The 25,701-nt window shown below is 61.7% G+C and carries 23 protein-coding genes; 9 read left to right on the top strand and 14 right to left on the bottom strand.

Going from position 1 to position 25,701, the window contains the following annotated elements; translation table 11 throughout:
• Nucleotides 1-5: 5 nt before the first annotated feature.
• Both AC1DJO_RS09755 and AC1DJO_RS09750 read right to left on the bottom strand, forming a co-directional pair.
• On the bottom strand, nt 6-587 hold the full coding sequence (locus tag AC1DJO_RS09755; RefSeq protein WP_477970137.1) for a transglycosylase SLT domain-containing protein: 582 nt from the start codon (nt 585-587) through the stop codon (nt 6-8).
• Between the two features lie 290 nt (nt 588-877).
• Complete coding sequence (locus tag AC1DJO_RS09750) at nt 878-1,438, bottom strand: dihydrofolate reductase family protein (protein ID WP_477970135.1); 561 nt, start codon at nt 1,436-1,438, stop codon at nt 878-880.
• Nucleotides 1,439-1,555: 117 nt separating this feature from the next.
• Between AC1DJO_RS09750 and AC1DJO_RS09745 the strand changes: the two genes are divergently transcribed.
• Nucleotides 1,556-2,059: a winged helix-turn-helix transcriptional regulator gene (locus tag AC1DJO_RS09745; protein WP_477970133.1), complete on the top strand. Its 504-nt coding sequence runs from the start codon at nt 1,556-1,558 to the stop codon at nt 2,057-2,059.
• On the opposite strand, the gene AC1DJO_RS09740 is transcribed toward AC1DJO_RS09745, so the two are convergent.
• From AC1DJO_RS09740 to AC1DJO_RS09715, 6 genes are all read right to left on the bottom strand, one after another.
• Nucleotides 2,060-2,866 carry a TIGR02186 family protein gene (locus tag AC1DJO_RS09740; RefSeq protein WP_112538581.1) on the bottom strand — a complete coding sequence of 269 codons (807 nt, stop codon included), beginning with the start codon at nt 2,864-2,866 and terminating at the stop codon, nt 2,060-2,062.
• Nucleotides 2,866-3,786, bottom strand: coding sequence for a sulfite exporter TauE/SafE family protein (locus AC1DJO_RS09735; protein ID WP_112387518.1), 921 nt, complete (start codon nt 3,784-3,786; stop codon nt 2,866-2,868). The genes AC1DJO_RS09740 and AC1DJO_RS09735 overlap by 1 nt, the downstream gene beginning before the upstream one ends.
• 240 nt (nt 3,787-4,026) lie before the next feature.
• The gene (locus AC1DJO_RS09730) at nt 4,027-5,094 is read right to left on the bottom strand and encodes a D-alanine--D-alanine ligase family protein (RefSeq protein ID WP_477970131.1); all 1,068 of its coding nucleotides are present in this window, start codon (nt 5,092-5,094) and stop codon (nt 4,027-4,029) included.
• A 33-nt stretch (nt 5,095-5,127) separates the two neighbouring features.
• Entirely contained in the window at nt 5,128-5,742 is a 615-nt protein-coding gene (locus tag AC1DJO_RS09725; protein WP_477970327.1) for a C39 family peptidase, read from the bottom strand.
• Between the two features lie 114 nt (nt 5,743-5,856).
• Nucleotides 5,857-9,621, bottom strand: coding sequence for a peptidoglycan-binding protein (locus tag AC1DJO_RS09720; RefSeq protein ID WP_477970129.1), 3,765 nt, complete (start codon nt 9,619-9,621; stop codon nt 5,857-5,859).
• A gap of 255 nt (nt 9,622-9,876) precedes the next feature.
• The gene (locus AC1DJO_RS09715) at nt 9,877-10,335 is read right to left on the bottom strand and encodes an Lrp/AsnC family transcriptional regulator (RefSeq protein ID WP_112387521.1); all 459 of its coding nucleotides are present in this window, start codon (nt 10,333-10,335) and stop codon (nt 9,877-9,879) included.
• Nucleotides 10,336-10,460: 125 nt separating this feature from the next.
• Between AC1DJO_RS09715 and AC1DJO_RS09710 the strand changes: the two genes are divergently transcribed.
• Nucleotides 10,461-11,744 (top strand): cystathionine gamma-synthase family protein, encoded by a 1,284-nt coding sequence (locus tag AC1DJO_RS09710; protein WP_477970127.1) that lies wholly within the window; start codon nt 10,461-10,463, stop codon nt 11,742-11,744.
• A 12-nt stretch (nt 11,745-11,756) separates the two neighbouring features.
• On the opposite strand, the gene AC1DJO_RS09705 is transcribed toward AC1DJO_RS09710, so the two are convergent.
• Nucleotides 11,757-12,128: a hypothetical protein gene (locus AC1DJO_RS09705; protein WP_112387523.1), complete on the bottom strand. Its 372-nt coding sequence runs from the start codon at nt 12,126-12,128 to the stop codon at nt 11,757-11,759.
• A gap of 76 nt (nt 12,129-12,204) precedes the next feature.
• Nucleotides 12,205-12,624 carry a hypothetical protein gene (locus AC1DJO_RS09700; protein ID WP_112514003.1) on the bottom strand — a complete coding sequence of 140 codons (420 nt, stop codon included), beginning with the start codon at nt 12,622-12,624 and terminating at the stop codon, nt 12,205-12,207.
• Nucleotides 12,625-12,796: 172 nt separating this feature from the next.
• Here AC1DJO_RS09700 and AC1DJO_RS09695 point away from each other — a divergent pair, with 172 nt between their 5' ends.
• Nucleotides 12,797-13,825, top strand: a complete 1,029-nt coding sequence (locus tag AC1DJO_RS09695; protein WP_477970125.1) for a diguanylate cyclase domain-containing protein — start codon at nt 12,797-12,799, stop codon at nt 13,823-13,825.
• On the opposite strand, the gene AC1DJO_RS09690 is transcribed toward AC1DJO_RS09695, so the two are convergent.
• Nucleotides 13,804-15,249 (bottom strand): aminotransferase-like domain-containing protein, encoded by a 1,446-nt coding sequence (locus tag AC1DJO_RS09690; RefSeq protein WP_477970123.1) that lies wholly within the window; start codon nt 15,247-15,249, stop codon nt 13,804-13,806. The two genes, AC1DJO_RS09695 and AC1DJO_RS09690, sit on opposite strands and share 22 nt — an antisense overlap.
• 83 nt (nt 15,250-15,332) lie before the next feature.
• On the opposite strand from AC1DJO_RS09690, the gene AC1DJO_RS09685 reads away from it, so the two are divergent.
• The 6 genes from AC1DJO_RS09685 (at nt 15,333) to AC1DJO_RS09660 (ending at nt 22,492) form a co-directional block, all read left to right on the top strand.
• The gene (locus AC1DJO_RS09685; RefSeq protein WP_477970121.1) at nt 15,333-16,232 is read left to right on the top strand and encodes a DMT family transporter; all 900 of its coding nucleotides are present in this window, start codon (nt 15,333-15,335) and stop codon (nt 16,230-16,232) included.
• Between the two features lie 138 nt (nt 16,233-16,370).
• Nucleotides 16,371-16,559, top strand: a complete 189-nt coding sequence (locus AC1DJO_RS09680; RefSeq protein ID WP_112387526.1) for a hypothetical protein — start codon at nt 16,371-16,373, stop codon at nt 16,557-16,559.
• Between the two features lie 46 nt (nt 16,560-16,605).
• Complete coding sequence (locus AC1DJO_RS09675) at nt 16,606-16,923, top strand: hypothetical protein (RefSeq protein WP_477970119.1); 318 nt, start codon at nt 16,606-16,608, stop codon at nt 16,921-16,923.
• Between the two features lie 154 nt (nt 16,924-17,077).
• On the top strand, nt 17,078-18,874 hold the full coding sequence (locus tag AC1DJO_RS09670) for an acyl-CoA dehydrogenase C-terminal domain-containing protein (RefSeq protein WP_477970117.1): 1,797 nt from the start codon (nt 17,078-17,080) through the stop codon (nt 18,872-18,874).
• A 182-nt stretch (nt 18,875-19,056) separates the two neighbouring features.
• The gene (locus AC1DJO_RS09665; protein WP_477970115.1) at nt 19,057-20,265 is read left to right on the top strand and encodes an acetyl-CoA C-acetyltransferase; all 1,209 of its coding nucleotides are present in this window, start codon (nt 19,057-19,059) and stop codon (nt 20,263-20,265) included.
• A 13-nt stretch (nt 20,266-20,278) separates the two neighbouring features.
• Nucleotides 20,279-22,492, top strand: a complete 2,214-nt coding sequence (locus AC1DJO_RS09660; protein WP_477970113.1) for a 3-hydroxyacyl-CoA dehydrogenase NAD-binding domain-containing protein — start codon at nt 20,279-20,281, stop codon at nt 22,490-22,492.
• A 155-nt stretch (nt 22,493-22,647) separates the two neighbouring features.
• Here AC1DJO_RS09660 and greA read toward each other — a convergent pair whose 3' ends face one another.
• The 3 genes from greA to AC1DJO_RS09645 all read right to left on the bottom strand — a co-directional run bounded on the left by greA (nt 22,648) and on the right by AC1DJO_RS09645 (nt 25,603).
• Nucleotides 22,648-23,130 (bottom strand): transcription elongation factor GreA, encoded by a 483-nt coding sequence (gene greA / locus AC1DJO_RS09655; protein ID WP_477970111.1) that lies wholly within the window; start codon nt 23,128-23,130, stop codon nt 22,648-22,650.
• A 68-nt stretch (nt 23,131-23,198) separates the two neighbouring features.
• Nucleotides 23,199-24,554: a peptidoglycan L,D-endopeptidase MepK gene (locus AC1DJO_RS09650; protein ID WP_477970109.1), complete on the bottom strand. Its 1,356-nt coding sequence runs from the start codon at nt 24,552-24,554 to the stop codon at nt 23,199-23,201.
• A gap of 119 nt (nt 24,555-24,673) precedes the next feature.
• On the bottom strand, nt 24,674-25,603 hold the full coding sequence (locus AC1DJO_RS09645) for a hypothetical protein (RefSeq protein ID WP_477970107.1): 930 nt from the start codon (nt 25,601-25,603) through the stop codon (nt 24,674-24,676).
• Nucleotides 25,604-25,701 lie beyond the last annotated feature (98 nt).

Genomic DNA, 25,701 nt, shown 5'->3' with positions numbered 1-25,701 from the left:
GCGCCTCAATCGCATCCATTCAGCTGCTGCTGATAGGTTGCGGCCATGTTCGCAAACTTCTGCGCCGTCTTCTGCAGCTGGCCGTTCGAGCGCCAGTCGCCGCGCTTGTAGCCGGTCGGGCCGGAATAATAGGCGAGGTAGAGATTGTAGGCATCGTTGCGCTGGATGCCGGTCGCCTGACTGTTGCTGTAGTGGTACCAGGCGATGAAATCGATCGCGTCGGCGAAGTTGGTGCGGCGGCCGGTCCAGTTTCCTGTTTCGGACTGGTAATGATCCCAGGTGCCGTCAAGCGCCTGGGAATATCCATAGGCGGTCGATTGCCGCGTCCAGGGAATGAAGCCGAAGAGTTTCGTGCGCGGCGGACGGGCGTTCGGCTGGAAGCCCGATTCCACATACATCGTCGCCATCAGGATCGGCACGGGAATGCCGTATTTCTTTTCGGCGCGCTCGGCCTCGCGCTGCCAGTTGGTAAACAGGCCGTCGCGCTGGTCGAAGACCGCGCAGATATTTCGTGTCTGACGGGGCGCCGTCGCACAGCCGGCAACAAGTGCCAGCAGCACCAGGGCGAGAAGTGTACGGATACGCAAAACTGAACCTCTCGTTTCGAGAGATTACTAACTCGTAAATCTTAAAGAGCCGTTTTTATTCAAAGGCGAAGTTGTGTCCCTCAAAAGGCGGGATGTGGACGCACTGGCGCGGCCAGGGATTGGCGCCATCTCTCAGCCACAGAACCGTCTCCAGCCAGAAGCCGGCTGCGTGGCGGGAGTGAAACAGGCTGAAATGGCCGATTCTATCGAAGCACAGATCGGCAGGCGTAAGAGTCAGCTGTTCGGCTGCTTGACGACGCCCGCCTTCTTGGCCGCACTTTCGACGAAACTTAAGCCGCTTTCGGCACCGCGTAGCGCAGAATGACGCCGCCGTTCTTGGTGGTTGTGCTCTCGATAAGCGTCAGGGCGCGCTGTTCGCTGGCGGGCTTGAAATGGGGATTGCCGCTGCCGAGGATGACCGGCACGAGGCAGATGCGGATCTCATCGACCAGCCCGGCCTTCAGCATCCCATCGGCGAGTTCGGCGCTGCCGAAGATGAAGATCGTCTTGCCATCCTGCCGTTTCAGCTTCGTGAGCTCTGCGACGGGATCGCTGACGACGCGCGTGTTGTTCCAGGTCGCCTCGGTCAGGGTGCGGGAAACGGCGATCTTGGCGATGCTGTTCATATAGGGCTTGATATTGTCTTCGTCCTCGGTGGTCGTCCAATAGGCCGCCATCCCCTCATAGGTCTTGCGGCCGAAGATCAGCAGATCGCCCTCCTTGCCGAACTGCTCGGAATAGGCTTCCAGTTCCGGCCCCCAGACCAGCGTATGAAATCCGATGTCCCAAGGCTTCGTGCCCTCGAAATAGCCATCAAGCGTCATCAGATTCCAGACAACGAGCTTGCGCATTTGCATTTCCTCCCTTTGAACGTCTAAATCTATCATAGTCAAAACCGATTGCGAAAAGCAATCGGTTGAGCACGGGGTAAACCACCGGCAAAATGCAATCGGTTTTGGGGGCTGGGAATGAATGAGTTGCACCGCTCGGGTTGCCCGATCAATCTGACGCTCGAGGTCCTCGGCGACAGATGGAGCCTGATCGTTATCCGAGACATCATGTTCGGCAATCGCCGCCATTTTCGCGAGCTGCTGCAGAATTCGGTGGAGGGGATCGCCTCCAACATCCTGGCAGACCGCCTTCGCCGTCTCGTCGACAAAGGGTTGCTTACCAAGGAAGACGATCCGAGCCACAAGCAGAAGTCGGTCTATAGCCTCACCGAAATATCGATCGATCTCGTGCCCTTGTTGGCGCAGATGGGCGCCTGGGGGCGAAAGCACATGCCTGTTTCAGAGGAGCTGGCGATCCGCGCCGAACTGCTGGAAAATGGTGGAGCGCAGCTGTGGAACGATTTCATGGATGAGCTGCGCGCCAAGCATCTCGGCATGGAGCTTCCACCGGGAACGCCTTCGGTCCTCGGGCGGCTGACGGAAGCCTATCTTGAGGTCGTCGCGCGGAAGAAAAGCGCCTGATCAGTCCTTGCGGAAGACGATGCTGGCCAGCCAGCCTGTGATCAGCGCCAGGAACACCGAGAAGGCACCGTAAAGGATCGGCTTCTCGTGCGCTGCATCGGTGATCATCTGCTCGATGCCGGTTTTGATGACGCGCAGCGGCACGGATTTCTGCGTCACCAGCTTTCCGCTCTTGAACAGGTAGGCGCGCACCGTATGCACGCCGTTCGGAATATTGGCTGGAAGCCGCAGGCTCGCCTTGAAGAGGTTGGAGCTGACGAAGCGGACCCCCGAGGGATCACGCTCATAAAGGCCGCCGCTCTGCTGCAGCCGACGGAAGGACTCGCGGAATTCGCCGAGACTGCTGCCGTCGCCGACATAGCCGACCGGCGTCAGCGGAATATGGTCGATGCCGATCCCCTCGTCGGTGAGGTCGAGCGGCGTCGTGACGTCATCGATCGCCCGTGAGCTCGACATCGAATAGGAATGCGGCACCGCCTCGAAGGTCATCGAGCTGGTGTTGATCCAGATGCCGAAGACGCGTTGCTTCTTGCGCACCGTGGCGTTCTCGCGCGGACCCTCCAGAACGACGACCACGTCATATTGCCCTACGGCCAACAGCAGCTGGTCGGTCTCGGTGACGGCGCCGAAGATCGTCAGGTCCGCGCCGCGGAAATCGGAGGTGATGGCGATTTCGCTGGTCGAGGTGCCGATCTCCAGGCCTTCGCGGGAGCTCTCGGAATTCTGCCCGGGCAGTAGCATCTGTGCCGATGCGAGGCCGGGCAGGAGGAGGGCGAGCGACAGCGCGAAGGCCGGAAGGCAGCGCATCAATTGCCTCCCATCACGATCGAGTAGATATCGGCAGGCGTGACGACCAGCGAAATCGCCAGACGAATGCCGACCGCAAGAACCAGTAGGCCGAGAAGGGCGCGCAGCTGCTCGCCGCGCAGCTTCTGGCCGACCCGCACGCCATATTGCGCGCCGATCACGCCTGCGACCATCAGGATGAAGGCCAGTACGATATCGACGGAAAAGTTCGTCGCGGCCTGCACGATCGTCGTGTAGGCGGTGACGAAGATGATCTGGAACAGCGAGGTGCCGACGACGACATTCGTGGGGATACGCAGCAGGTAGATCATCGCCGGAACCATGATGAAGCCGCCGCCGACACCCATGACGGATGTCAGGATGCCGATCCCGAAGCCGAGCGCGATCACCGGGATGACGCTGAGATAGATCTTCGATTTCTTGAAGCGCACCTTGAAGGGCAGGCGATGCACCCAGTGGTGATGCCCGGGCTTTCGCGGCGCCGGCGCCTCGTTCTTTGCCGCGCGGCGCATCGCGTTGACGCTTTCGAGCAGCATCAGCCCGCCGACGGTGCCGAGGAACACAACGTAAAGCAGCGAGATGAACAAGTCGAGCTGACCGAGACGGCGCAAGAGCGAGAAGATCCAGATACCGACGGTCGCGCCGGAAAGGCCGCCGATCAGCAGCACCGATCCCAGTTTGACGTCGAGCGTGCCGCGCCGGAAATGCGTGATCGCGCCGGAGATGGACGATGCCACGACCTGATTGGCACCGGTGGCGACGGCAACGACGGGCGGTATGTTGTAGAAGATCAGGAGTGGCGTGATCAGGAAGCCGCCGCCAACGCCAAACATGCCCGACAGGAAGCCGACCGCGGCGCCCATGCCAAGAATGATGAAGATGTTCACCGACAACTCTGCGATGGGCAGATAAATTGCCACAACCGACCCCGATTACTCACTGCCCCCGCCGGGCAGACGCGCTTGTCCTATTCGAATGGCGCATCATACTTGGAAATCGTTGCCAGAGGCTTTCGAGAAACGACATCCGTTCCGCACATTCCGCGGCGATAACTCCCGAATAATCCGGCTTTTTTCAGGATTTATGACAGGCCTTCGCGAAGTCCCGATGTTTTCTTGCCCGGCACCGGTCTGTGGCGTCGGGCAAGGACCATCTCTTGCCTAGATACCGGCCCGTGCCAGCCCATGTTCGACAAGCCGGTCGATGACCTCGGGATAGCTGACGCCGCTTGCCGCCATCGCCTTCGAATACATGCTGATATCGGTAAATCCGGGGATGGTGTTCACTTCGTTGATCAGGAAGCGCATGTCTTCTGTCAGGAAGAAATCGACGCGAGCCATGCCGTCGCAGCCAAGCGCGCGGAAGGCGAGTGCCGCGGTCTCGCGGATCTTTGCCTCGATCTCCGGCGGCAGCTCCGCAGGAACTTTCAGCGCCGCGCCGTCCTCGTCGATATATTTGGCATCGTAGCTGTAGAAGCCATGGCTTTCGGCCGGGATGATCTCGCCGGGGCGCGAAACGAATAGCCCGCCCTTGGTGTCTTCAAGCACGCTGCATTCGATCTCGCGTGCGCGAATGAATTCTTCGGCGAGCAGTTTCCGGTCATGCTTGAAGCCTTCGGCAAGCGCGGGGCCGAATTCTTGGCTGCCGGAAACCTTGCGGACACCGACCGACGAACCCTGCCGCGCCGGCTTGATGAACAGCGGCAGGCCGAGTTCATTTTCGAGGGCGTCGAATGTGGGTGCCTTTCCCTCATGGATGGTCACTGCGCGGGCAACCGGCAGGCCGGCTGCGCGCAGCAGCTGCTTGGCGATATCCTTGTCGAGCGCTGTTGCCGAGCCAAGGATGCCGCAGCCCACCAGCGGCACGCGGGCGACCTCGGCCAGTCCCTGTACCGATCCGTCCTCGCCATGGATCCCGTGCAGCACCGGAAACAGGATGTCGATCTTGCCGGCATCGCTCATCTTGCCTGCGTCGATCGCGATCATCCGTCCAAATCCGCCCGGCACAAGCGCTAGCTCGGTGCCGCTGAGAGGCTTGGTCAGGTTTCCATTCTCGAAACGGCTGAGCAGCCACTGACCCTCGCGGGTGACGAACACCGGAACCGCTTCGTATTTCGAAGGCTCCAGCGCCCGCATCACGTTCGTTGCCGATAGCACCGAAACGTCATGTTCCGCCGAGCGGCCGCCGAAGAGTACGGCGATGCGCAGCTTGCTGCGGGAAGATGTCATGAGAACCTCCGGAATGATCTGGTGTTGAAATCGTCAGAAGCCGACGGCGATGCCGCGATTGGCGAAGAAGCGGTCGAAGACGGCAAGCGGCATCATCACGTCGGCCTGACTCGCAGCATCGTGGCCGGATGGATTGTGGAAGCGGATCGTCTCCGGCGAGGCAGCCGTGACCAGAACCAGATGTCCGCCCTTCGACGGCGGCATGCGGTCCGGCCAGCGAATGCCGCTATTGACCGAGGCGATGAAGAACGGTCGCTCCACCAGAAGTGCCGGGATAGCTGATGTCTGGACGCCGGTCATTGTCTCGGCGGCAAGTCCGAAATGCTCGCGCACATAGGTTACGAAGGGCGCATAGATCAGCCCCTTGATCGAGGCGTCGAGCTCGTTGACGACATAGCCGCCATAGGCGGTGCAGGCCCGCGCTAATGCCAGCGTCGGATGGATCTCGCCGCGGGCGGCAAGCACCATCTTCAGGCAGGCCATGCCGCAGACGTTGACGGCCCAGCGCGCGTATTCCTCTACGGTCTCCGCGCCCGACCGCTGCCAGAGCGGATCGCGCAATAGCGCCGCGGAGCCCTCGGCAAGTACGGGCAACGTCATGTCAGCCGTTTCCCACTGGCTGAAATAGGGCACGTTGTCCAGCTGAATGCTCACGAATCCCCCGGCTGACAATCAATCACGGTGGCGAAACTCCAAAAGCAAAACGACCCTTTTGCGGCGAAGGCAAAAGGGCCGTTCCGATTTCACGCTTTTACGCCGGCGTTATGCCTTGGTGGCGTTCTTGGCGTTGCGCTCCAGCAGAGCCTTGACGGTGTCGTCGTTGATCTTGCCGGAGGGATCCTGGCCGATCGACTTCTGGAAGCTCTTGATCGCCGAGACGGTCTTGGCGCCCATCTCGCCGTCAGGCGTACCGGCGTCGAAGCCGTTATTGTTCAGGATCGCCTGAATGTTGCGGATCGCCTTCTTCATGTCGACGCTGGAGGTGCTGGTGCCCTTGCCGGTCCAGGCGTCGGGCACGTCGATGCCGTTGGCCTTGTTGTCGAGCTGCTGCGGTTTCCAGGCATCGGTGGTGGCGCGCGCCTTGTCGAGATCGGCAGGCTTCATCGCCTTGGCCACTTCGTCGCGCTTGGCACCAGCGTCCTTGTCGCCACCCTTGGCGGCGATCGCGAACCACTTGTAGCTCTCGCCGAGATCCTGCGTCACGCCATTGCCGCGGGCGCAGAGGATGGCGAGGTTGAACTGGCTGTCGGTGATGCCGAGATTGGCAGCCTTGGTAAACCAGTTCGCCGCCGTCGCATAATCCTGCTGGCCGAGCGCGCCGGAGGCGTAGAGCACGGCAAGATTGTGCATGGCGCTGGCATTGCCCTGGTTGGCCGCCTGCTCGTAATAGTCCTTGGCCTTGTTGATGTCGCGTGCGACACCGGTGCCCTTTTCGTAGATGCTGCCGAGGCGGTACTGCGCCGGGGCAAAGCCCTTGTCCGCAGAAAGCTGGTACCACTTGACGGCATCGGCTTCGCTGACCGTCACGCCGTTGCGGCCTTCGCTGTAACGGGCAGCGATTTCGAACAGGGCGAGTGCATCGCCAGCGCGCGCAGCGTCGGCAAGGGCCGCCGGCTGGATCACGTCAGGAATGGTCAGGCCCGGCTGGGCCGGTGCCGCGTTGGTCGAGGCCGGGGCATCCTTCGGCGCGAAGGCCGTGGCGTCCTGCGTCGGGGCGCCCGGCGTCAGGGTCGCAGCGCCTTCGCCGTCGAGCGGCGCCGCATCGGTCAGGTGCTCGGTTGGTGCAGCTGGCGGAACGGCGGTCTGAGCCGCAGCTTCGGGAGCAGCCGGTGCTTCATTCTGGGCGGCTACAGGTGCATCGGCCTGCGGAGCGGCCGAGGTGTCGGCCGTTGCCGGGGTCTGCGTGGCATCGCTCAGCACGGCCACTTCGGCCGGCGGTGCGCTTTGGCCGGATGTCAGCGTCCGGGCAAGCGGGAACGCCATGATCGCCAGAAGAACGGCGCCGACGGCGAGAAGCAGCGGACGGCGGAAGCGCGAGAACGAGCTCGCGCCACCGGCAGGCTTCGGAGCCTTCGCCTTCTTCTCACCCTTGACCGGCTGTGCCTTCGGGTCGGATTCGATTGCGGCAGCCTGTGCCGCGCGGCGGGCGGCCGCGATATAGTCGGCGCGATCGTTTTCGGTCGCGGGCTTTGGATTGGCACGCGCTGCACTCTGGCTGGCGCGAACCCGCTCCAGGATCTTCTTGACGTCAGGGGCGCCGGAGCCCGGCTCCAGCAGCTCGTTGGCCTCTTCGGACGGCACGACATCGACAGGATCGATCGACGGGACCGGATCGATGATGGTGCGCTCGCCAGCCTGGGCCTTCGGCGCCTTCTTGCCCGGCATCAGCTTCTTGCCGAGCGCCAGGAACAGGCTCTTGCTCTGCTTGGCGTCAGCGGCGGGCTTGGTAGCGGCCTCGATGGCGATTGCGCTGGTGTGGCTGACGGCAGGCTGCATCGGCTGTGGCGCAGCCGGTTCGCTGACGGCGCGGGCAGCGGGTGCGGCAGCGGCAGTCTTCGTTCCAAACACTGCAGGCCTTTCGGCCTCAGCGCCGGCCGGGATCAGCGAATAGGGATCGACTTCGAAATCGGCATTGGCGGCCGGCATCCGTGCAGCCGGCCTGCTGTTGCGCGTTTCCATGTCGTCAAGCCGGTCGGCAATGTGGACGAGCGTTTCATGCAGGGCCTGGAACGTCTTGTGGGTGCGTTCCTCGCCGCTGCGGCTCAGATCCTCGAGTTGGCGAAGATCGGCGGCAAGGGCGTTCAGCGCCGACATGTCGGCGGCCGGGACGGAGCCGGCCTGCAGGTTGCCATTGCGGGAATAGGCATCGACCACCGCTTCTGCGGCCTGGCGTGCGGCTTCGATGATATATTCGTCGCTCGTTGCCATGTAATCTTCGATCGCGCCCATGCGACGGTCGAGATCGATCGACAGGCCCTCGTTGCCGCGCGGTTCGTGCAGCAGCGCCGAAAGATTGGCGATCTGGTCCTCGAGGCTCTTCAGCGCGCGCGAGTCGGTTGCCGGTGCCGCCGTGCTTTCTTCCAGCCGGGCGGCGATGTCGCTAAGGCGGCCCTCGATGCGGCGGAAGGCGCTGTCATCGACAGGCGCCTGGGCCACCGGCGCAGGCTGCATTTCCATTTGGTCGATACGGCGGGCGAAATAATCGAGACGCTCGGCCAGAACATCGTTGACCGCACCGATTTCGAGCGCATCGATCTTGCGGGAAATATCGGCCAGCGCGCCGTTCAACTCAGGCTGGGCAGCGGCCTTGTGGGTTCGCTCCAGCATGTAGGACAGCTGTTCCAGCCGTTCGTCCAGGCGCGAGCTTGCCTTGGTGTTTGCCAGTTCCTCGACGCGGCGCGTCAGCATTTCCAGCCGGTCGGCCATGCCATCGGCAGGGTTCGAGCGGCTCTCCACGCTGCGGCCCATCAGGTCGATCTGTTCGGCCAGCGCGTTCAGGCGGCCTTCGAGGCGGTGCATCAGCGCCGGATCGCCGCTGGTGGCATTGCGGCTGCTGGCGGCGATCGCCCGGCTGATTTCGTCGAGGCGCGTATCCATTGCCGCGAACTGCTCTGACATTGCCCGGTCATGCGGCTGGATCATGCTGCCGAACTGTTCCATCGCGCTGGCAATGGAGATCAGCTTGTCTTCGAGTGCCCGCACGGCCGGGCTTTCGCCCATGCCGCCGATGTGGCGCTTGATATCGTCAAGGCGGTAGGCGAGCGTCACCAGCTCTTCCTGCAGGCCCGCCGTGTCGAGCGCGTGCAGCTGGTTTTCGAAACCATCCCAGCGGCTTTCCATGTGACGCACGGAATCTTCGCGGGCGAGGCCGTCCATCAGCGAGCGCAGTTCGTCGAATTCGCTGCGCAGTCCCGCGGCTTCCGGACCGGCAGAGCGGTGCGACAGCTGGTCGATGCTCTCGGCCAGGCGGCCCATGTCTTCGCGGATGTCGTCGGCAAAGCGGCGATCTTGCGCCGATGACTTGAGGTCGCGAAGCTCGCTCCGCAGCGCACTCATTTCGCGGGTTACACCTTCGGAAATATCGCGCTTGAGATCCTGGCGCAGGTTGACGAGCGCCTGGGCGATCTCGGTCATCGTATCGCTGGAGGCGCCATAGGCGGGAGCCGGTGCTGCGGCCGGCGCCGGAGCGCGGATCGTCGGCGCCGGTTCGCGATAGGCGGCAGCAGCTGCCGCGCGTTCGGCGGCGGCGCGTTCTCGTCCCTGTTCCAGCATGCGCTGGCGCTGGCGGATTTCGGCGAGCGGATCGGGACGTGCTGCTGCGGGAGCGGCGTAGGCCGGTCGCGGCTGCTCGTAGGATCGCACATAGGCGTCACGCTCCGGCGGCGCGTTGCGGGGCGCAACGTCGCGCGGGCCATTGCCGCCCATCAGTCCTTCGATGCGCGCCTCCAGGCCTTCGATCGTGCGATTAAGCGCGTCGAGAGACGACCTTTCGGGGCTCCGGGGAGAATTTGATCGCGATCCGTTCATCTTCTTGCTCGCTTCGTCTGCCTCAACCCTCGTCAGGGTTCGGCTATTGGCTTGAGAGACCGTACATCCGAGTTTAGTTTTTTAGACTTTCCTCAAGCTGGACGGCGTAGCGGCATTCCGAAGAAACGCGAGACTTGAAAACGGAATGCGGATTACCACTGCTCACCGCGCACCTTTCACGAAACGTGGTAAACAACCCGTTAACTTGCGTGAGAATTTTTTAACGTTTGGATCTTTGCTGCGCTTTTCTGGGGCTTAGGAGCGCCGCGCCTTGATCGTGTTCATCACGAAGCTGGTCTCGATCGTATCGACGCATTTGAGCTTGGCGATCTTGTCCTTGATGAAACGTTCGTACTGTTCGAGCCCGGCACTCATCACCTTCAGCACATAGTCTTTCGAGCCGGTTACCAGATGGCACTCCAATACTTCGTCCCAGCCGCGTACTGCATTCTCGAACATCTGGATCTCATCCTCGTGCTGGCGGCTGAGCCGGATCGAGGCGATCGCCGTCATCGTCCAGCCCTCGACGGCGGGATCGATCAGCGCCGTGTAACCCTTGATCACACCGGTCTCCTCCAGCCGCCGCAACCGCCTCAGGCAGGCGGAAGCCGATAGCCCGACGCGCTCGGCCAGCTCGTTGTTGGTGATACGTGCATCGGCTGCCAACTCCCGGAGGATGCGGCGATCGATCTCGTCGGCAATTTTCTGCGTCATGCTGATGAAACTCCGCAATAAGTTGCTCTGTGGAACATCATACCGCGCGAAATAGCAAGAAAGTGCCGCCGCATTTGATATAATTTGCGGTGCGAAAACCGTGACATCGATCGAGGAGACATCCGATGACTGCGCCACACCCTTCGAGAACCCATATCGGCAATCATGCCCTGCATCCGGAAACCCAGATGCTGAACTATGGCTATGATCCCGAACTCTCCGAAGGCGCCGTCAAGCCGCCGGTCTTCCTAACCTCCACCTTCGTCTTCAAGTCCGCCGAAGATGGCCGCGACTTCTTCGACTACGTCTCCGGTCGGAAGGAGCCGCCGGAAGGCAAGGGAGCTGGTCTCGTCTATTCGCGCTTCAACCACCCGAACAGCGAGATCGTCGAGGATCGTCTTGCCGTCTATGAGCGGACGGAAAGCTGCGTGCTGTTTTCATCGGGCATGTCGGCGATCGCCACGACGCTGCTGGCCTTCGTTCGCCCCGGCGATACAGTGCTCCACTCCCAGCCGCTCTACGGCGGCACCGAAACGCTGCTCGCAAGGACCTTCCTCAATCTCGGCGTCTCGGCTGTTGGTTTTGCCGATGGTGTCAGCGAAACCTCGGTCGAGGCGGCAGCCGAAGAGGCCATGGCCAAAGGCCGTGTTTCGGTCATTCTGATCGAAACGCCGGCCAATCCGACCAACAGCCTGGTCGATGTCGCGATGATCCGCCGCGTCGCCGATGCGATCGGCAGGAAGCAGGGTCACACCCCGATCGTCGCCTGCGACAACACGCTGCTCGGCCCGGTCTTCCAGCGGCCGATCGAGCATGGCGCCGACATCTCGCTCTATTCGTTGACCAAATATGTCGGCGGGCACTCGGACCTGATCGCCGGTGCCGCCCTTGGCCGCAAGGCTGTGATGAAGCAGGTGAAGGCGCTGCGCGGTGCCATCGGCACGCAGCTCGATCCGCATTCCTGCTGGATGCTCGGGCGGTCGCTGGAAACGCTGCAGATCCGCATGGAGCGGGCAAACAGCAATGCCGAGGCGGTTGCCGGTTTCCTGCGCGATCACCCGAAGGTCGAGCGGATTCACTATCTGCCCTACAATGACGCGCAGTCGCCGGTTGGGCAGACATTCGCCGCGCAATGCAGCGGCGCGGGTTCGACCTTCTCTTTCGACATCAAGGGCGGCCAGCCGGCCTCGTTCAAATTCCTGAACGCCTTGAAGATCTTCAAGCTCGCCGTCAGCCTCGGCGGAACGGAATCCCTGGCCTCTCACCCGGCAACGATGACGCATTCGGGCGTTCCTGCGGATGTGCGCCAGCGCATCGGCGTACTGGAATCGACGATCCGGCTGTCGATCGGCATAGAGCATCCCGACGACCTGATCGCCGATCTGGCATTGGCGCTCGACGAAGCGTGAGGGCGGGCGGCCTCAGGCCGCCGCTACCTCCCTGACGTCATCGAGGAGAAAATGCACGACGACATATTTCGTCGTGTAGTGCCTGCCGCTATCCGACGTCAGGTCGGCGCTGCCGCCGTCGGCCGGATGCCAGGCATGATAATGGGGGTTGGTGGTGATAAGGGTAATCGCCTTGCCGGCAAATCGGCCGTCGAGGCGATAACGGGCCTCGGCCAGAGGCCAGATCCGCTCGTAGTCTTCCTGTGGAATACGAACCTTCAGCGCGTTGCGACGGGTTGCGGCGCCATGCGTCCCATCCTCGTGGGTCACCGCTGGAAGGTCCAGCACCACTTCCTCCGCATCCTTGAGAACGAAATTGAATTCCTCAGGCCACATGCGTCTCATGAAATCGCTCCTCCCAAGCTCATTCTTCGGTTAGCCAGCGAAATGTAACGCGTCTGTCGGCGGAAGCAACAGCCGGTTATGAAAGCCAGTCCGGAAAGTCCTCGCCGGCGGGGACCCGGTCCCATGCCTGGGCGGCAATCTTCCAGCCGTCACTGCCCTTCACCAGCAGCATCATCTCGACATTGTTGCTGCGATCCCGTCCATTCTCGATCGCCTCGCAACTGGCAACGGCGACGGCGATATTGCCGAAAACCAGGATCTTGCTTGCAGGACAGCGCTCGGCAAAGGCCCGAAGGGAGGTCTGCGACAGGCCTTCCATGCGCTCGAGAAACTTGGCTGCCGTCTGCGCTCTTGCCGGGCGCGCCGATGCGAATAGCTGGGCATCCGGATGGAAGTCCTCCATGAAGCCATCGGCTTCAGGCCCAGCACCGTAAGTCCAGCTCAGATGGGCAAACTGGCGTGCGATGAGATCTGCAATGGCGCGATGGTCGTCCATGCGCTCCTCCGGTTGCAAGTGCAGTTCAAGTTTACCAGCTTTCCGGGCCAATGTCCGCTGTCGGAGATTGCTGCCAGCAAGGCATTGTTAATATTCGTGGAACTTCAGCACTTGCGTTCGCGAATCATGGCATCATGTTTAAGCAGTTCGTGACTGACGACGGAGGTTTGGAATGGGACAGGTTGTCCGGCTCCCCGCCAATGAAGCTGAAAGATTGCTCGCTGTTCGCGCCTTGAATGCTGCGAGCCGCAGTCCGACGCCGGAACTTGCCGCCCTGGCCGAGCTCGCCCGCGGCGTCTTCGGCACGCCGTTTGCCGCCATCAACATCATCGACGAGGATTGGCAGCGGATCGCCGGCCAGGCCGGAATGCAGCTCGCCGAGTGCTCGCGCGATCTCTCCATCTGCACCCGCGTCGTCTACGCCAACGATCTCGTCATCGTCCCCGACCTGCAGCGCCATCCGGAATTGTCGCGCATGCCCTATGTCGAGGGTCATCCGCATTTTCGCTTCTACGCCGGCGCGCCGATCGAAACCGAGGACAGCCTCGCTGTCGGCGCCTTCTGCATTCTCGATACGAGGCCGCGGGATCTCTCGGAAGTCGAAATCGACAGCCTCCGCCGCTTCGCGCTGGTCGCAAGCGCCCTGCTCCGCCTGCAGAAGGCCAACATGATCATGGGCCTCGCCGAAACCAGTCTAAGGGCTGCGGCGATGACCGATCCGCTCACCGGCTTCTACAATCGCTCGGCTCTCGCGGCGCTGGTCGATGGCGAACTCGACAGATCGCTTGCGGCAGGCCAGACCTTCGGCGCTCTCTATCTCGATATGGATGGCTTCAAGGGCATCAACGACCGTCTCGGCCACCATGCTGGCGACGAAGTGCTGCGCGAAGCCGCAAACCGCATCCGCGCCGTCGTCCGGGCAGGTGATATCGCGGTGCGCATGGGCGGCGACGAATTTGCGCTCTTCGTTCCCAATCCGCCGAATGCAGCCGCTCTATCCTCGGTCGCCGACCGGCTGGTGGCGGCGTTCCGCCAGCCTTTCGAGGTCGAGGGCCAGACAGTTTTTGCCCGCCTCAGCATCGGTGGGGCCTTGGCACCGCAGGCCGGGACGAACCGTATCGATCTTCTCAAGGTCGTCGATACCGCGCTCTACCAAGCGAAGGCTGCGGGCCGTGACCGCTACCTGATCGCGGGCATCTGACGGGCCGCTTTCAGCGCTCTTTCCAGCGAGTGGTAGATGCGCGGATCATCGCATTGCGCGGCGTTGAAGCGCAGGTAGCTGTTGGATGTCTGCGAGAGGCTGAAGGCGTTGCCGGGCGCCAGCACAACATTATCGGCAAGGCAGGCCTGCGCGATGTCTCCGGCATTGATCCCATCAGGCAGCCGGCACCACAGGAAAATCCCGGATCGTGGCCGGATCCATGGCTCGATGCCGAGCCCGGCTAATCGGCCGATCGTGTCGTCCATGGCCTTGGAAAGCCGGACCTTCAGCGTATCGAGATGCTTGCGGTAGCTGCCGTCGGTCAGAAGCAGCAGTATGAGTTCGGCATTGAGCCTGCCGCCGCCAATGCTCGTCACCAGCTTGAGATCAATCAGCGGTTCGACCCATTCCGGCTTTGCCGCGATGAACCCGCAACGCACCGAAGTCGAAATTGTCTTCGAGAAGCTGCCGACATGCACGACCCGCTCCAAACCATCGAAAGCAGCCAGCCGCGGCGAGGGTTCATGCTCCAGATCGGCGAAGATATCGTCCTCGATGATTGTCATGTTGGCCCGCTCGGCCAGCTTCAGCAGCTTGTGCGCGACAACGGCGGAGCAGGTGGCGCCGGTTGGGTTGTGGATGGCCGAGTTGGTGATGTAGAGCCGCGGCCGGTGCTGTTCGATCGCCTGCTCGAAGGCTTCGATATCGGGGCCATGCGGTGTCATCGGCACCGCGACGGCCCTAGCGCGATTGGCTCGCAGCAGCGCATGAAAGTTGAAGTAACAGGGATCGTCGACGATCACTGTATCGCCCGGCTCGATCAGGAACCGGCAGACCAGATCGATCGCCTGGGTGCCGGATTCCGTCAGGATGATTTGATCAGGCGAGGCCGGGATGCCGCGTTCGTTCATCCGCCGGGACAGCAGTTGCCGCAGTGGAAGCTGGCCGAGCGGCGTTCCGTAATTGGCAAGAACGGCATCCTCGCCGCGGGCAATGGTCCGCAGCGCCTTTCGCATCGCATCGACGGGCATCCAGCTTTCCGGCAGCCACCCGCATCCGGGCTTCAGCAGGGCCGGGCTGTCTTCCAGCGATTGCCGGTAGACCCAGAGCGGATCGATCGCCCGGTCGAGTTTCGGCCCGATATCGGACAGCGTCAGCGGTGCTGGTGGGCTGGATGCGTAAAAGCCCGATCCCGGGCGTGAGCGAATAAGGCCTTCGGCCGCCAACCGCTCGTAGGCCTCGACCACGGTCGAGGCGGAGACATGCATGGTCTTGGCGAAGGCCCGCACCGAAGGCAGCCGTGAACCCGCCACCAGTTCCCGCCCGGATATCCGCCTGCGTATCTCCGTCATCACGGCGCCGATGCGCTTGCCGCTCTCCGGATTCTTGATCGTCTGATCCATCTGTACTGCATCTGTGTCCATAACAGTTTGTGCGAACTGTACCGCACTGTTGCTGGCAATGCCATGCCCTCGGGTTCATAGCAGGCGAGAACAGGAGCATGCAGATGGACAGAACGGCAGCCGGTTGGCTCAGTGGCTTTGTGGGGATCCTCATTTTCAGCGGCTCGCTGCCTGCGACACGTGTTGCCGTGGCGAGTTTCGACCCAGTGTTCCTCACTGTGGCGCGCGGCGCGATCGCCGGCATCCTGGCCGGCGGGCTTCTGCTTCTGTTTCGCGAGAAGCGCCCGCAGCGTGGTGATCTGCTGCCGCTCGTCGTCGTTGCCCTCGGCGTTGTCGTTGGCTTTCCGCTGTTGACGGCGCTGGCGCTGAAACACATCACCTCCGCACATTCCACCGTCTTTATCGGCCTGTTGCCGCTCTCGACGGCGATCTTCGGCGTGCTGCGCGGTGGCGAGCGGCCGCAGCCGGTCTTCTGGCTTTTCTCCTCCCTGGGCAGTGCCATCGTTGCCGGTTTTGCCCTGATCCAGAGCGACGGCGCAATATCGCCAAGCGATCTCTTGATGCTTGCCGCGATCATCGTCTGCGGTCTCGGCTATGCCGAGGGCGCGCGCCTTTCCCGCAAGCTCGGCGGCTGGCAGGTGATTTCCTGGGCACTGGTCCTCTCTCTGCCGCTCATGCTGGTGCTCTCGGTCGTGGCCATGCCTGAAACGCTACCCTCTATAAGCAACCCATCCTGGCTTGGTCTCGCCTATGTCTCGCTGTTCAGCATGCTGATCGGCTTCATCTTCTGGTATCACGGCCTGGCGCTCGGCGGCATTGCCGGGGTCGGCCAGCTGCAGCTGTTGCAGCCGTTCTTCAGCCTGGTGCTCGCTGCAACTCTGCTCGGGGAAAGTGTCAGCTGGGGCATGCTGGCGGCAACCCTTGCCGTCGTTGCCTGTGTTGCCGGCGCGAAGAAATTTGCCAAGGCCGCACCGCCGCTGGCGCAACCCGCGCTCAGCGCCTGAAGGCTCGCCTCGAGCGGCGTGATCACACATTTCGCCGCCGCTTTGCCTGCGTCAGAATAGCGCTCAAAAACTCCTGTCCAGCAGGAACTCCGGCGCCGCCTTCCGCGTTGATATGACGCCTTGAAGGAGGGCATTCTCATGAGCTCGCATATCGACCCCAAGATCACCTCGCTGCTCGATGCCAGAAAAGTGTGGAGCGTCAGCGATTTCGCCCGCAAACAGGGGTTGGACAAGAAGCAGGAGCGCGAGCTCGTTCAGCTCTTCGGGCACTTCGCGACGAAGCAGGAACTGATGGCAAATTGCCTGCGCCCGCGGCTCACACGATAGCGTTACAAAAGCCGGATATGGTGAGCCAGCTCACGGGGACCATTTCTTGTTTACAGACCTGATGTCCGAAATCCGGCATGCGCAGAAAAACATCGTCAACATGCATCGCTGGCAGCGCCGCTGGCTGATCCGCAAGATCGTCGATGAGCTTCATACGCTCCGCGACGACGATCTCTGCGACGGCGTCTTCGATCGCAACGACAATCTCGACAAGTTGATCTTCAACGCCTGCACCTCCGTCAGCGCTCTGGCGGAGACCGACGACGCCTATTTCGGTCTGGTGCTCGAGGAGTTTTCCACTCTTCTGAAAGCCATGAGCGACGTGATCCGCAGGCAGTCCGCCCTCTCGGCCGAGCTTCACTGACGTATTGGTGCTTTCAGGTTGAAGCCGGATCGCCTCGGGCTCTTCACAAATTCGCGCGAATGCAGAATTTGACGTTTACGCAAACGTCAATATTTTGTAAGACACTCCCATGTGCCGGTCTCTGTCCGGTCTGCGAATTGGAGGAATTCGAACGATGCCAGTCTACAAGGCCCCGGTTAACGACACGCTCTTCGTGCTGAACGACGTGCTGGGTCTGGAACGCTACAATAACCTCCCGGGCTTCGCCGACGCCACGCCTGACATGATCGAGGCCATTCTCGGCGAGGCGGCAAAGGTCGCCGAGGAAGTGCTTTTCCCGCTGAATTATTCGGGCGATCAGGAAGGCTGCAAGCGCGGAGACGATGGCTCGGTCACCGTCCCCAAGGGCTTCAAGGAAGCTTACGACGCCTATTGCCAGGGCGGCTGGACCGGCCTTGCCGTGCCGGAAGAGTTCGGCGGCCAGGGCCTGCCTTACACACTGCACGCCGCCGTCGGCGAATATACCTCCGCCGCCAACATGTCGCTGATGATGTATCCCGGCCTGACCCAGGGCGCGATCGCCGCGATCCTCGTTCATGGCTCCGACGAGCAGAAACAGACCTATCTGCCGAAAATGGTTTCCGGCGAATGGTCCGGCACCATGAACCTCACGGAGCCGCATTGCGGCACCGATCTCGGCCTGCTGCGCACCAAGGCCGTGCCGCAGGGTGACGGCAGCTACAAGATTTCAGGCCAGAAAATCTTCATCTCTGCCGGCGAACACGGCATGACCGGCAATATCGTCCATCTCGTGCTCGCCCGCATCGAGGGCGCCCCTGAAGGCACCAAGGGCATCTCGCTCTTCATCGTCCCGAAATTCATCGTCAAGGATGACGGCACGCCGGGTGACCGCAACGCCGTTTCCTGCGGCGCCATCGAGCACAAGATGGGCATCCACGGCAACGCGACCTGCGTCATGAATTATGACGAGGCGACCGGCTATCTGATCGGCGCGGAAAACCGCGGCCTCAATGCCATGTTCGTGATGATGAACGAGGCCCGCCTCGGCGTCGGCCTGCAGGGCCTGTCGATCTCCGAAATCGCCTATCAGAACGCCGTCAATTATGCCCGCGAGCGCATCCAGGGCCGTTCACTCTCGGGCCCGAAAGCGCCCGACAAAAAGGCCGACCCGATCATCGTTCACCCGGATATCCGCCGCTCGCTGATGACGATCCGCGCCTTCAATGAGGCCGGCCGCGCCTTCCTGCTCTGGACCGCGCTGAAATCCGATATCGCCCACCGCTCGGCGGACGACAAGGAACGGCAGACGGCCGACGATATCCTCGGTCTCGTCACCCCGATACTTAAGGGTGTCTTGACCGACAAGGGCTTCGACCACGCCGTCATGGCCCAGCAGGTCTTCGGTGGGCACGGCTATATCGAAGAACACGGCATGAGCCAGTATGTCCGCGATGCCCGCATCGCCATGATCTATGAAGGTGCCAACGGCATCCAGGCACTCGATCTCGTCGGCCGCAAGCTCGGCCTCAACGGCGGCCGCGCGGTCATGGCGCTGTTCAAGGAGATCGGTGATTTCTGCGAGGAAAACCGCAACGACGAGAAGCTCGCCTTCTTCACCAAGCATCTGAAGAAGGGCTTGGACGACGTCCAGGCGGCAACCATGTGGTTCATGCAGAATGCCATGGCCAAGCCCGACAATGCCGGTGCCGGCTCGACCGACTACATGCACCTCTTCGGCCTCGTGGTCCTGGGCTACATGTGGGCGAAGATGGCCAAGGCCGCCGAAGACGCGCTTGCGAATGGCGATAGCGCCCGTGCCGATTACCTGAAGAACAAGCTCGTCACCGGCAGGTTCTACATGGAGCGTATCATGCCCGAGACGGCGCTGCGCAAGGCCCGCATCGAAACCGGCGCCGAAACGATGATGGAACTCGCCGCCGAGGCGTTTTGATAGGCGTTCCTTCTCCCCAGCGGGGAGAAGATGTCCGAAGGACAGATGAGGGGGTGAGCGCGAACGGCCGACAGGCCGAGCCCTGGCCCCCTCATCCGACCCCTTCGGGGCCACCTTCTCCCCGCTGGGGAGAAAGGAAAAGGACAGATTTTCCGGCTAAGGGCCGCGAGGGAGATGAGACGATGACCGAGGTATTCATTTACGACCACGTGCGCACGCCGCGCGGCCGCGGCAAGAAGGATGGCTCGCTGCATGAAGTGCCGTCCGTGCGCCTTGCCGCCAAGACGCTGGAAGCGATCCGCGACCGCAACGGCCTCGATACCAACACCGTCGATGACATCATCATGGGCTGCGTCGATCCGGTCATGGATGCCGGCGCCGTCATACCGAAGGCCGCCGCCTTCGAGGCCGGTTATTCCACCCGGGCGCCCGGCATGCAGATCTCGCGCTTCTGCGCCTCCGGCCTTGATGCCGTGAACTTCGCGGCCGGCAAGATCGCCCAGGGCGCCGATGACATCGTCATCGCCGGTGGCGTCGAGAGCATGTCGCGCGTCGGCCTCGGCATGTCCGGCGGCGCCTGGTTCATGGATCCTTCGGTCAACTTCCCGGCCTATTTCATGCCGCAGGGCGTCTCCGCCGATCTGATCGCCACCAAATATGGTTTCAGCCGCGACGACGTCGATGCTTATGCCGTCGAAAGCCAGAAGCGCGCCGCAAACGCCTGGGAAAAGGGCTACTTCAAGAACTCAGTCATCCCGGTTAAGGACCAGAATGGGCTGACGATCCTGGCTCATGACGAGCACATGCGCCCCGGCACCGACATGCAGGCGCTGGCCTCGCTGAACCCCTCCTTCCAGATGCCGGGCGAAATGGGCGGCTTTGAAGCCGTCGGCATCCAGGCCCATCCCGAGGTCGAGCGGATCAACTACGTCCACCACGCCGGCAATTCCTCCGGCATCGTCGATGGCGCAGCCGCCGTCCTGCTCGGCTCCAAGGCCGGTGGCGAGAGCCTCGGCAAGAAGCCGCGCGGCCGCATCAAGGCCTTCGCCAATATCGGCTCCGACCCGGCGCTGATGCTGACCGGCCCCGTCGACGTCACCGAGAAGCTTTTGAAGCGCACCGGCATGTCGCTTGCCGATATCGACCTCTTCGAACTCAACGAAGCCTTCGCCGCCGTCGTGCTGCGCTACATGCAGGCTTTCGACATTGCCCACGACAAGATCAACGTCAACGGCGGCGCCATCGCCATGGGCCATCCGCTCGGCGCCACCGGTGCGATGATTCTCGGTACCGTGCTGGACGAGCTGGAACGCCGCGACCTGAACACCGCGCTCGTCACGCTCTGCATCGGCGCCGGCATGGGCACGGCCACCGTCATTGAACGCGTCTGAGGGAGGAAAGACCATGACCTACAAGAATTTCACCCTCGCGACCGATGCCGATGGCATCGCCCTCGTCACCTGGGACATGCCCGGCAAGTCGATGAACGTCTTCACCACCGAGGTGATGGAAGAGCTGAACGCCATCGTCGACGCCACCGTCGCAGACAGCGCTGTGAAGGGCGTGGTCATCACCTCGGGCAAGTCGTCCTTCTCGGGCGGCGCCGATCTGTCGATGATCAAGGCGATGTTCACCTTCTACAACGACGAGAAGGCCGCCAATCCCGATACCGCCGCGCAAAAACTGTTCGATCTCGTCGGCCGCATGACCGGTCTGTTCCGCAAGCTCGAAACATGTGGCAAGCCGTGGGTCTCGGCGATCAACGGCACTTGCATGGGTGGCGCACTCGAAATGTCGCTCGCCTGCCACGGCCGCGTCGCCTCGAATGCCAAGTCGGTGAAGATCGCACTTCCCGAGGTCAAGGTCGGCATCTTCCCGGGCGCAGGCGGCACGCAGCGTGTCGCGCGCCTTGCCGATGCGCAGTCCGCCCTGCAGATGATGACGACGGGTCAGTCGCTGACCGCCTCGCGCGCCAAGGCGATGAACCTCGTGCATCAGGTGGTCGAGGCGGACCAGCTGATCCCGGCCGCCAAGCAGATGATCAAGGATGGCCTGAAGCCGGTTGCCCCCTGGGACGAGAAGGGCTTCAAGGTTCCGGGCGGCGGCATCTGGACGCCGGCCTCCGCGCAGCTCTGGCCCGCAGCCCCGGCAATCCTGCGCCGCGAGACGGCAGGCAATTATCCGGGCGCGCTTGCGATACTGAAATGCGTCTATGAAGGCCTGCAGGTGCCCTTCGATACGGCGCTGAAGATCGAGCAGCGCTATTTCACCCAGGTGCTGCAGACCACCGAAGCCTTCTCGATGATCCGCTCGCTGTTCGTCTCGATGCAGGAACTCGGCAAGGGCGCGCGCCGCCCCGCCGGTCAGCCGAAGACCGAACTGAAGAAGATCGGCGTCGTCGGCGCCGGCTTCATGGGCGCCTCGATCGCCTATGTCTCGGCCGCCGCCGGTCTCGAGGTCACGCTCATCGACCGCGACATCGACGCTGCGAACAAGGGCAAGGCGACAGGCGAGGGCCTCGCGAAGGATTCCGTCGGCAAGGGCCGGCTGACGCAGGATGAAGCGGCCGCGATCCTCGCCCGCATCACGCCCTCCGCCGATTACGCCGATCTCAAGGATGCCAGCCTTGTCATCGAAGCCGTCTTCGAGGACCGGGATGTCAAGAAAGCGGTCATCGAGGCGGTTGAGGAAGTGCTGGCCGAAGGCGCCATCTTCGCCTCCAATACCTCGACGCTGCCGATCTCGGGTCTCGCCAAGAACTCCAAGCGCCCCGCCGATTTCATCGGCATCCATTTCTTCTCCCCCGTGGAGAAGATGATGCTGACCGAAGTGATCCTCGGCAAGGAAACCGGCGACAAGGCGCTCGCCGTGGCGCTCGATTATGTCGCCGCGATCAAGAAGACGCCGATCGTCGTCAACGATACCCGCGGCTTCTTCGTCAACCGCTGCGTCCTGCGCTACATGTCGGAAAGCTACGACATGCTGATCGAGGGCGTGCCGCCGGCGATGATCGAGAATGCCGCCAAGATGGCGGGCATGCCGGTCGGCCCGCTGGCGCTGAACGACGAAGTGGCGATCGACCTGTCGCTCAAGATCCTCAAGGCCACCGTTGCCGATCTGGGCGACAAGGCCATCGATCCGCGCCACATGGAGCTCGTCTCCCGCATGGTCGAGAAGGAAGGCCGCTTCGGCCGCAAGAATTCGAAGGGCTTCTACGACTACCCGCCGAAGCCCGCCAAGAAGTCGCTCTGGCCTGAATTGAAGACCTTCTATCCGCAGAAGAAGGCCGATGATCTCGATGTCGAAGTGCTGAAGCAGCGCTTCCTCGTCACCATCGCGCTGGAAGCGGCCCGCACGGTCGAAGAAGGCATCGTCACCGATCCGCGCGAGGCCGATGTCGGCTCCATCCTCGGCTTTGGTTTCGCGCCCTATACCGGTGGTGCGCTGAGCTATATCGACGGCATGGGCGCCAAGGCCTTCGTCGAACTGGCGGAAAAGCTGGCGGCGAGCTACGGCCCGCATTTTAAGCCGACGCCGCTCCTAAAGGACATGGCCGCCAAGGGCGAGACCTTCTACGGCCGCTTCGATCCCTATCGTGGAGAGAAGGAGGCGGCCTAAGCCGCCTCTGACAGGGTGCCCGCACTAAGCAGCCACCCACTACGCCGTCATGCTCGGGCTTGTCCCGAGTATCCACAACGGCAGGCACGGCGTAAGAAGGTTGCGTAGATCCTCGGCCCAAGGCCGAGGATGACGTCCCTCTCTGGAGGCGCCCCTCAAGCGATCGCCGTAATCTCCAGCTCCTGATCGCCCACCATCGCGAGATCGCCAACACCCTTGCCCATCAGCCCTCGCGCCACAGGCGAAACAAAAGAAATCGACCCCGCCTTCGGATCCGCCTCATCCTCGCCGACGATCCGGTATGTCTGCACTCTGCCGTCATCGCGGCTGAAGGTCACCTTGCTGCCGAAGGCGACGATGTCATCAGAGGCGGGCGCCGGCATCACCTGCGCGGTGCGCACGCGCTCGGCAAAATAGCGGAAATCGCGCAGCGGAATGGCCGTCTGCCGCCGCTTTTCGTTGACGTCCTCGATCCCCGCGGCGGCTTCCACGCCGTCGCGTGCCTGCTGCAGCTGCTCTTCCAGCGCCTTCAGGCCGGCTTCGGTGACGAGGTTCGGATGTGGCGAGATCGGGCGGTCGGGCAGATGGGTTTCCGCAGCCGTTTCCGCGCTCTCTTCCTTGACGAAAGCGGTACTCAATTCTCAAACTCCATTCAGGCTGGCGCCGTCATCGGGCGCAGGCGGGCGCTTGATCCGCGCCCATCCCCTCAGCCTGCCTGATCGGACCCGAAGCGGTCAACATCGAACTCGGCTTCGTCACCTTCCTCTTCGTCATCCATGACCTCGTAGGCCATGCTGTGATCGGCAAGGATCGCCCGGCGGATGATCCGCGGCGCGCTCATGCCGAGCTCGCGGCCATTGACATGCAGCGCCCAGCCGATCAGTGCCTCGTCGGAGATGGCGGAAACGCCGCCATCGAGGTCAGGCGATTTCGCCATCGGCAATGCCGCCATCAGCTCGGCCCGGGCGCCGGGCATCGAGCTCGGCTTCAGCGAGGCGAGTGCGCTGGCGCCGAAGGAGGGCACGGAAGGCCGGATCTCGGGCCGGATGGCAACGGGATCGATCGACGCCGTCTGGACCGGATCGACCGGTGCCGCGGCGTTCTCACTGCCCGGCCGGAAGGCCGGCAGCGGCACGCTCAGCGAAGCCAGATTGGTGAAGGTTTCAGGAGCAGGCTTTTCCGGCACAGGCGCCGCTGCCAGCATCGGGATCTCGCGCCGGACGCTGCGCGGCGTCGGCACCATCGCCGTCGCCAGCTTGCTCGGAAGCGTCGCGCTGCTGCCCGTATCCTCGTCGTCCTCGGCCGAGGCGATCTCGACGGTCTTCACGCTGCCGCGCTTCTTGTATTCGGCCACCGCCTGGTTGTAGCCCGGCAGCGGCCGTCCGTCGGCCGGCACATGCATGGTTCTGCCGCTTGGGAAGATGCGCGCCAGCTCCTGGCGCGACATGCGCGGCCAGGCGCGTACCCGGCCGACATCGAGATGCACGAAGGGCGAGCCGGATTTCGGATAATAGCCGACGCCGCCGCCCTGCATCTGCATGGCGATGCCGCGCAGCTTGGAAAGCTGTACACCCGGAATATAGAAATCCATCGCCTTGCCCAGCATGTGCTGGCTGTTCTTGGCAACACCGGTTAGCCGCGAGCGGGTGCGCAGCATGTTGTTGGTGGCGGGCGAACGGTAGGCGGAAACGATATGGATGTAATCGCGCCCGCCGGCCTTCTGATAGACCTCCCAGACGAGATCGAGCAGCCGCGGATCCATCCGCGCCGGCTCGTTGCGGCGCCAGTCGCGCAGGAAACGGTTGATCTGCGTCAGCCCGCGCTGATCGAACTTGCCGTTGCGTTTGAAGGTGATTGTAGCCTTCTCGCCGGTATGGGTGAAATAGAGCTTCAGCGCCCGGTCTTCGGCAGCCGCGCCAACCTCGGAGCCAAGAAAGGCAGGCACCGCCAGAAACGCAGCCACAAGAGCCCGGGCCGCACGCCGCGCCAGCGCCGAAAGGAAGCCAAGCCCCTCGCGCTCCCCAACCGCCCGCGTTTCCGCCGCATATTCCATCATGACCATCTCCGTCTTACGCGGGAACAAAGGCAGCAGAGGTCCGGTGAACGCCTACAATACCGCGCCTGAAGCGGTGATTATGGTCAATAAAGGTTTAACAAGGGGTTGATGGGTGGCGTGATGCTTCAATCATCCACGTCGCGCTCCACGGCAGAAACATCGACTGTAGTATCAGCACGTTTCCTGTTGGTGGTGTTTTTTCGTTCGTGATGCTGAATAACTTTCAGAGTTTCAGCGAGATCCCAATTTATCCGATTCATGAACAGGTCAAAATCGACCGATTGGATAATCTCTTCAAGGAATATATCCAGCCAAGAGTAATACTGCCAGCCTCCTTGAGACAGCATCCAAAATGGGCGAAATTTTATACTTATATCAATTGTGGTTTTTTGGAGATGAAGATCTTTGTGATTCTTATTCAGGTAAAAGTGAGAAAATGAAGGCGGAACTATTGTTGAGTAAGGCGTCATATGACATGATATATCGATGCTAAATCTTTTCATCGCAAGGCGAATACTCCCGTCGTCCGTACGGGTTACGTGAGCGCCGAAAGGAAGCGTAAGTTCAAAATTATCATAAATTTGGCCGTCTTTGCCCACTGCATATACTATTTTTCCGTTTTGGTCTTTTATTTGCATGTCGAAATCGTCTCTCTCGTCGAGGGGGCGAGAGAAGAGTTCAACGAATCTATTGCTCAATAGAACCTGAGGGATGTCTTTTCTTGTTAAATTTACAATCCTATTTTTATCATGATCCGCGTGATTGAAGTAATCAATAAGTTTTGTGGATAAAATAGAAAGAACAAAGTATTCTATAGACTCAGATAAAAGCTTTCCTTTTGGTGTTATTTCAAAGTTTCCGTCCTTCTCTTCGAAGGATTTTTTCTCCGACAGGGTTTTTCCTAGTGATTTGTTCTGGGCAGATATGGCCTTTATGCTGTCGAATATTTTCTCACTAAATTCATATCTGTAAACAGATATCGGTTTATTATCTTTTCCGCAGAAAAAGATTCCATCGATCTTTATGGATTTATTGCTGCTATAGCTGATGCGCATCAGAAGGAGAAGTATGCCCCCAGGACAATTATTGCTCCTATCAACAGCTGTGTAAGGGAGTTCGACCCCAAATAAGTCGTTATTCCTGTCGAGAAGAT

This window comes from Rhizobium sp. 05N430, assembly GCF_056396985.1.
Note: the sequence above shows the minus strand (reverse complement) of the source record. Positions and strands in the feature narration are given on the sequence as shown.

Coding starts and splice junctions, on each gene's coding strand:
- AC1DJO_RS09680 (WP_112387526.1), top strand. CDS start 16,371: ATGAGCTCGCATATCGACCCCAAGATCACCTCGCTGCTCGATGCCAGA.
- AC1DJO_RS09690 (WP_477970123.1), bottom strand. CDS start 15,249: ATGGACACAGATGCAGTACAGATGGATCAGACGATCAAGAATCCGGAG.
- AC1DJO_RS09695 (WP_477970125.1), top strand. CDS start 12,797: ATGGGACAGGTTGTCCGGCTCCCCGCCAATGAAGCTGAAAGATTGCTC.
- AC1DJO_RS09715 (WP_112387521.1), bottom strand. CDS start 10,335: ATGACGCAGAAAATTGCCGACGAGATCGATCGCCGCATCCTCCGGGAG.
- AC1DJO_RS09660 (WP_477970113.1), top strand. CDS start 20,279: ATGACCTACAAGAATTTCACCCTCGCGACCGATGCCGATGGCATCGCC.
- AC1DJO_RS09720 (WP_477970129.1), bottom strand. CDS start 9,621: ATGAACGGATCGCGATCAAATTCTCCCCGGAGCCCCGAAAGGTCGTCT.
- AC1DJO_RS09700 (WP_112514003.1), bottom strand. CDS start 12,624: ATGGACGACCATCGCGCCATTGCAGATCTCATCGCACGCCAGTTTGCC.
- AC1DJO_RS09645 (WP_477970107.1), bottom strand. CDS start 25,603: ATGCGCATCAGCTATAGCAGCAATAAATCCATAAAGATCGATGGAATC.
- AC1DJO_RS09685 (WP_477970121.1), top strand. CDS start 15,333: ATGGACAGAACGGCAGCCGGTTGGCTCAGTGGCTTTGTGGGGATCCTC.
- AC1DJO_RS09710 (WP_477970127.1), top strand. CDS start 10,461: ATGACTGCGCCACACCCTTCGAGAACCCATATCGGCAATCATGCCCTG.
- AC1DJO_RS09670 (WP_477970117.1), top strand. CDS start 17,078: ATGCCAGTCTACAAGGCCCCGGTTAACGACACGCTCTTCGTGCTGAAC.
- AC1DJO_RS09750 (WP_477970135.1), bottom strand. CDS start 1,438: ATGCGCAAGCTCGTTGTCTGGAATCTGATGACGCTTGATGGCTATTTC.
- AC1DJO_RS09705 (WP_112387523.1), bottom strand. CDS start 12,128: ATGAGACGCATGTGGCCTGAGGAATTCAATTTCGTTCTCAAGGATGCG.
- AC1DJO_RS09730 (WP_477970131.1), bottom strand. CDS start 5,094: ATGACATCTTCCCGCAGCAAGCTGCGCATCGCCGTACTCTTCGGCGGC.
- AC1DJO_RS09650 (WP_477970109.1), bottom strand. CDS start 24,554: ATGGTCATGATGGAATATGCGGCGGAAACGCGGGCGGTTGGGGAGCGC.
- AC1DJO_RS09740 (WP_112538581.1), bottom strand. CDS start 2,866: ATGCGCTGCCTTCCGGCCTTCGCGCTGTCGCTCGCCCTCCTCCTGCCC.
- AC1DJO_RS09665 (WP_477970115.1), top strand. CDS start 19,057: ATGACCGAGGTATTCATTTACGACCACGTGCGCACGCCGCGCGGCCGC.
- AC1DJO_RS09745 (WP_477970133.1), top strand. CDS start 1,556: ATGAATGAGTTGCACCGCTCGGGTTGCCCGATCAATCTGACGCTCGAG.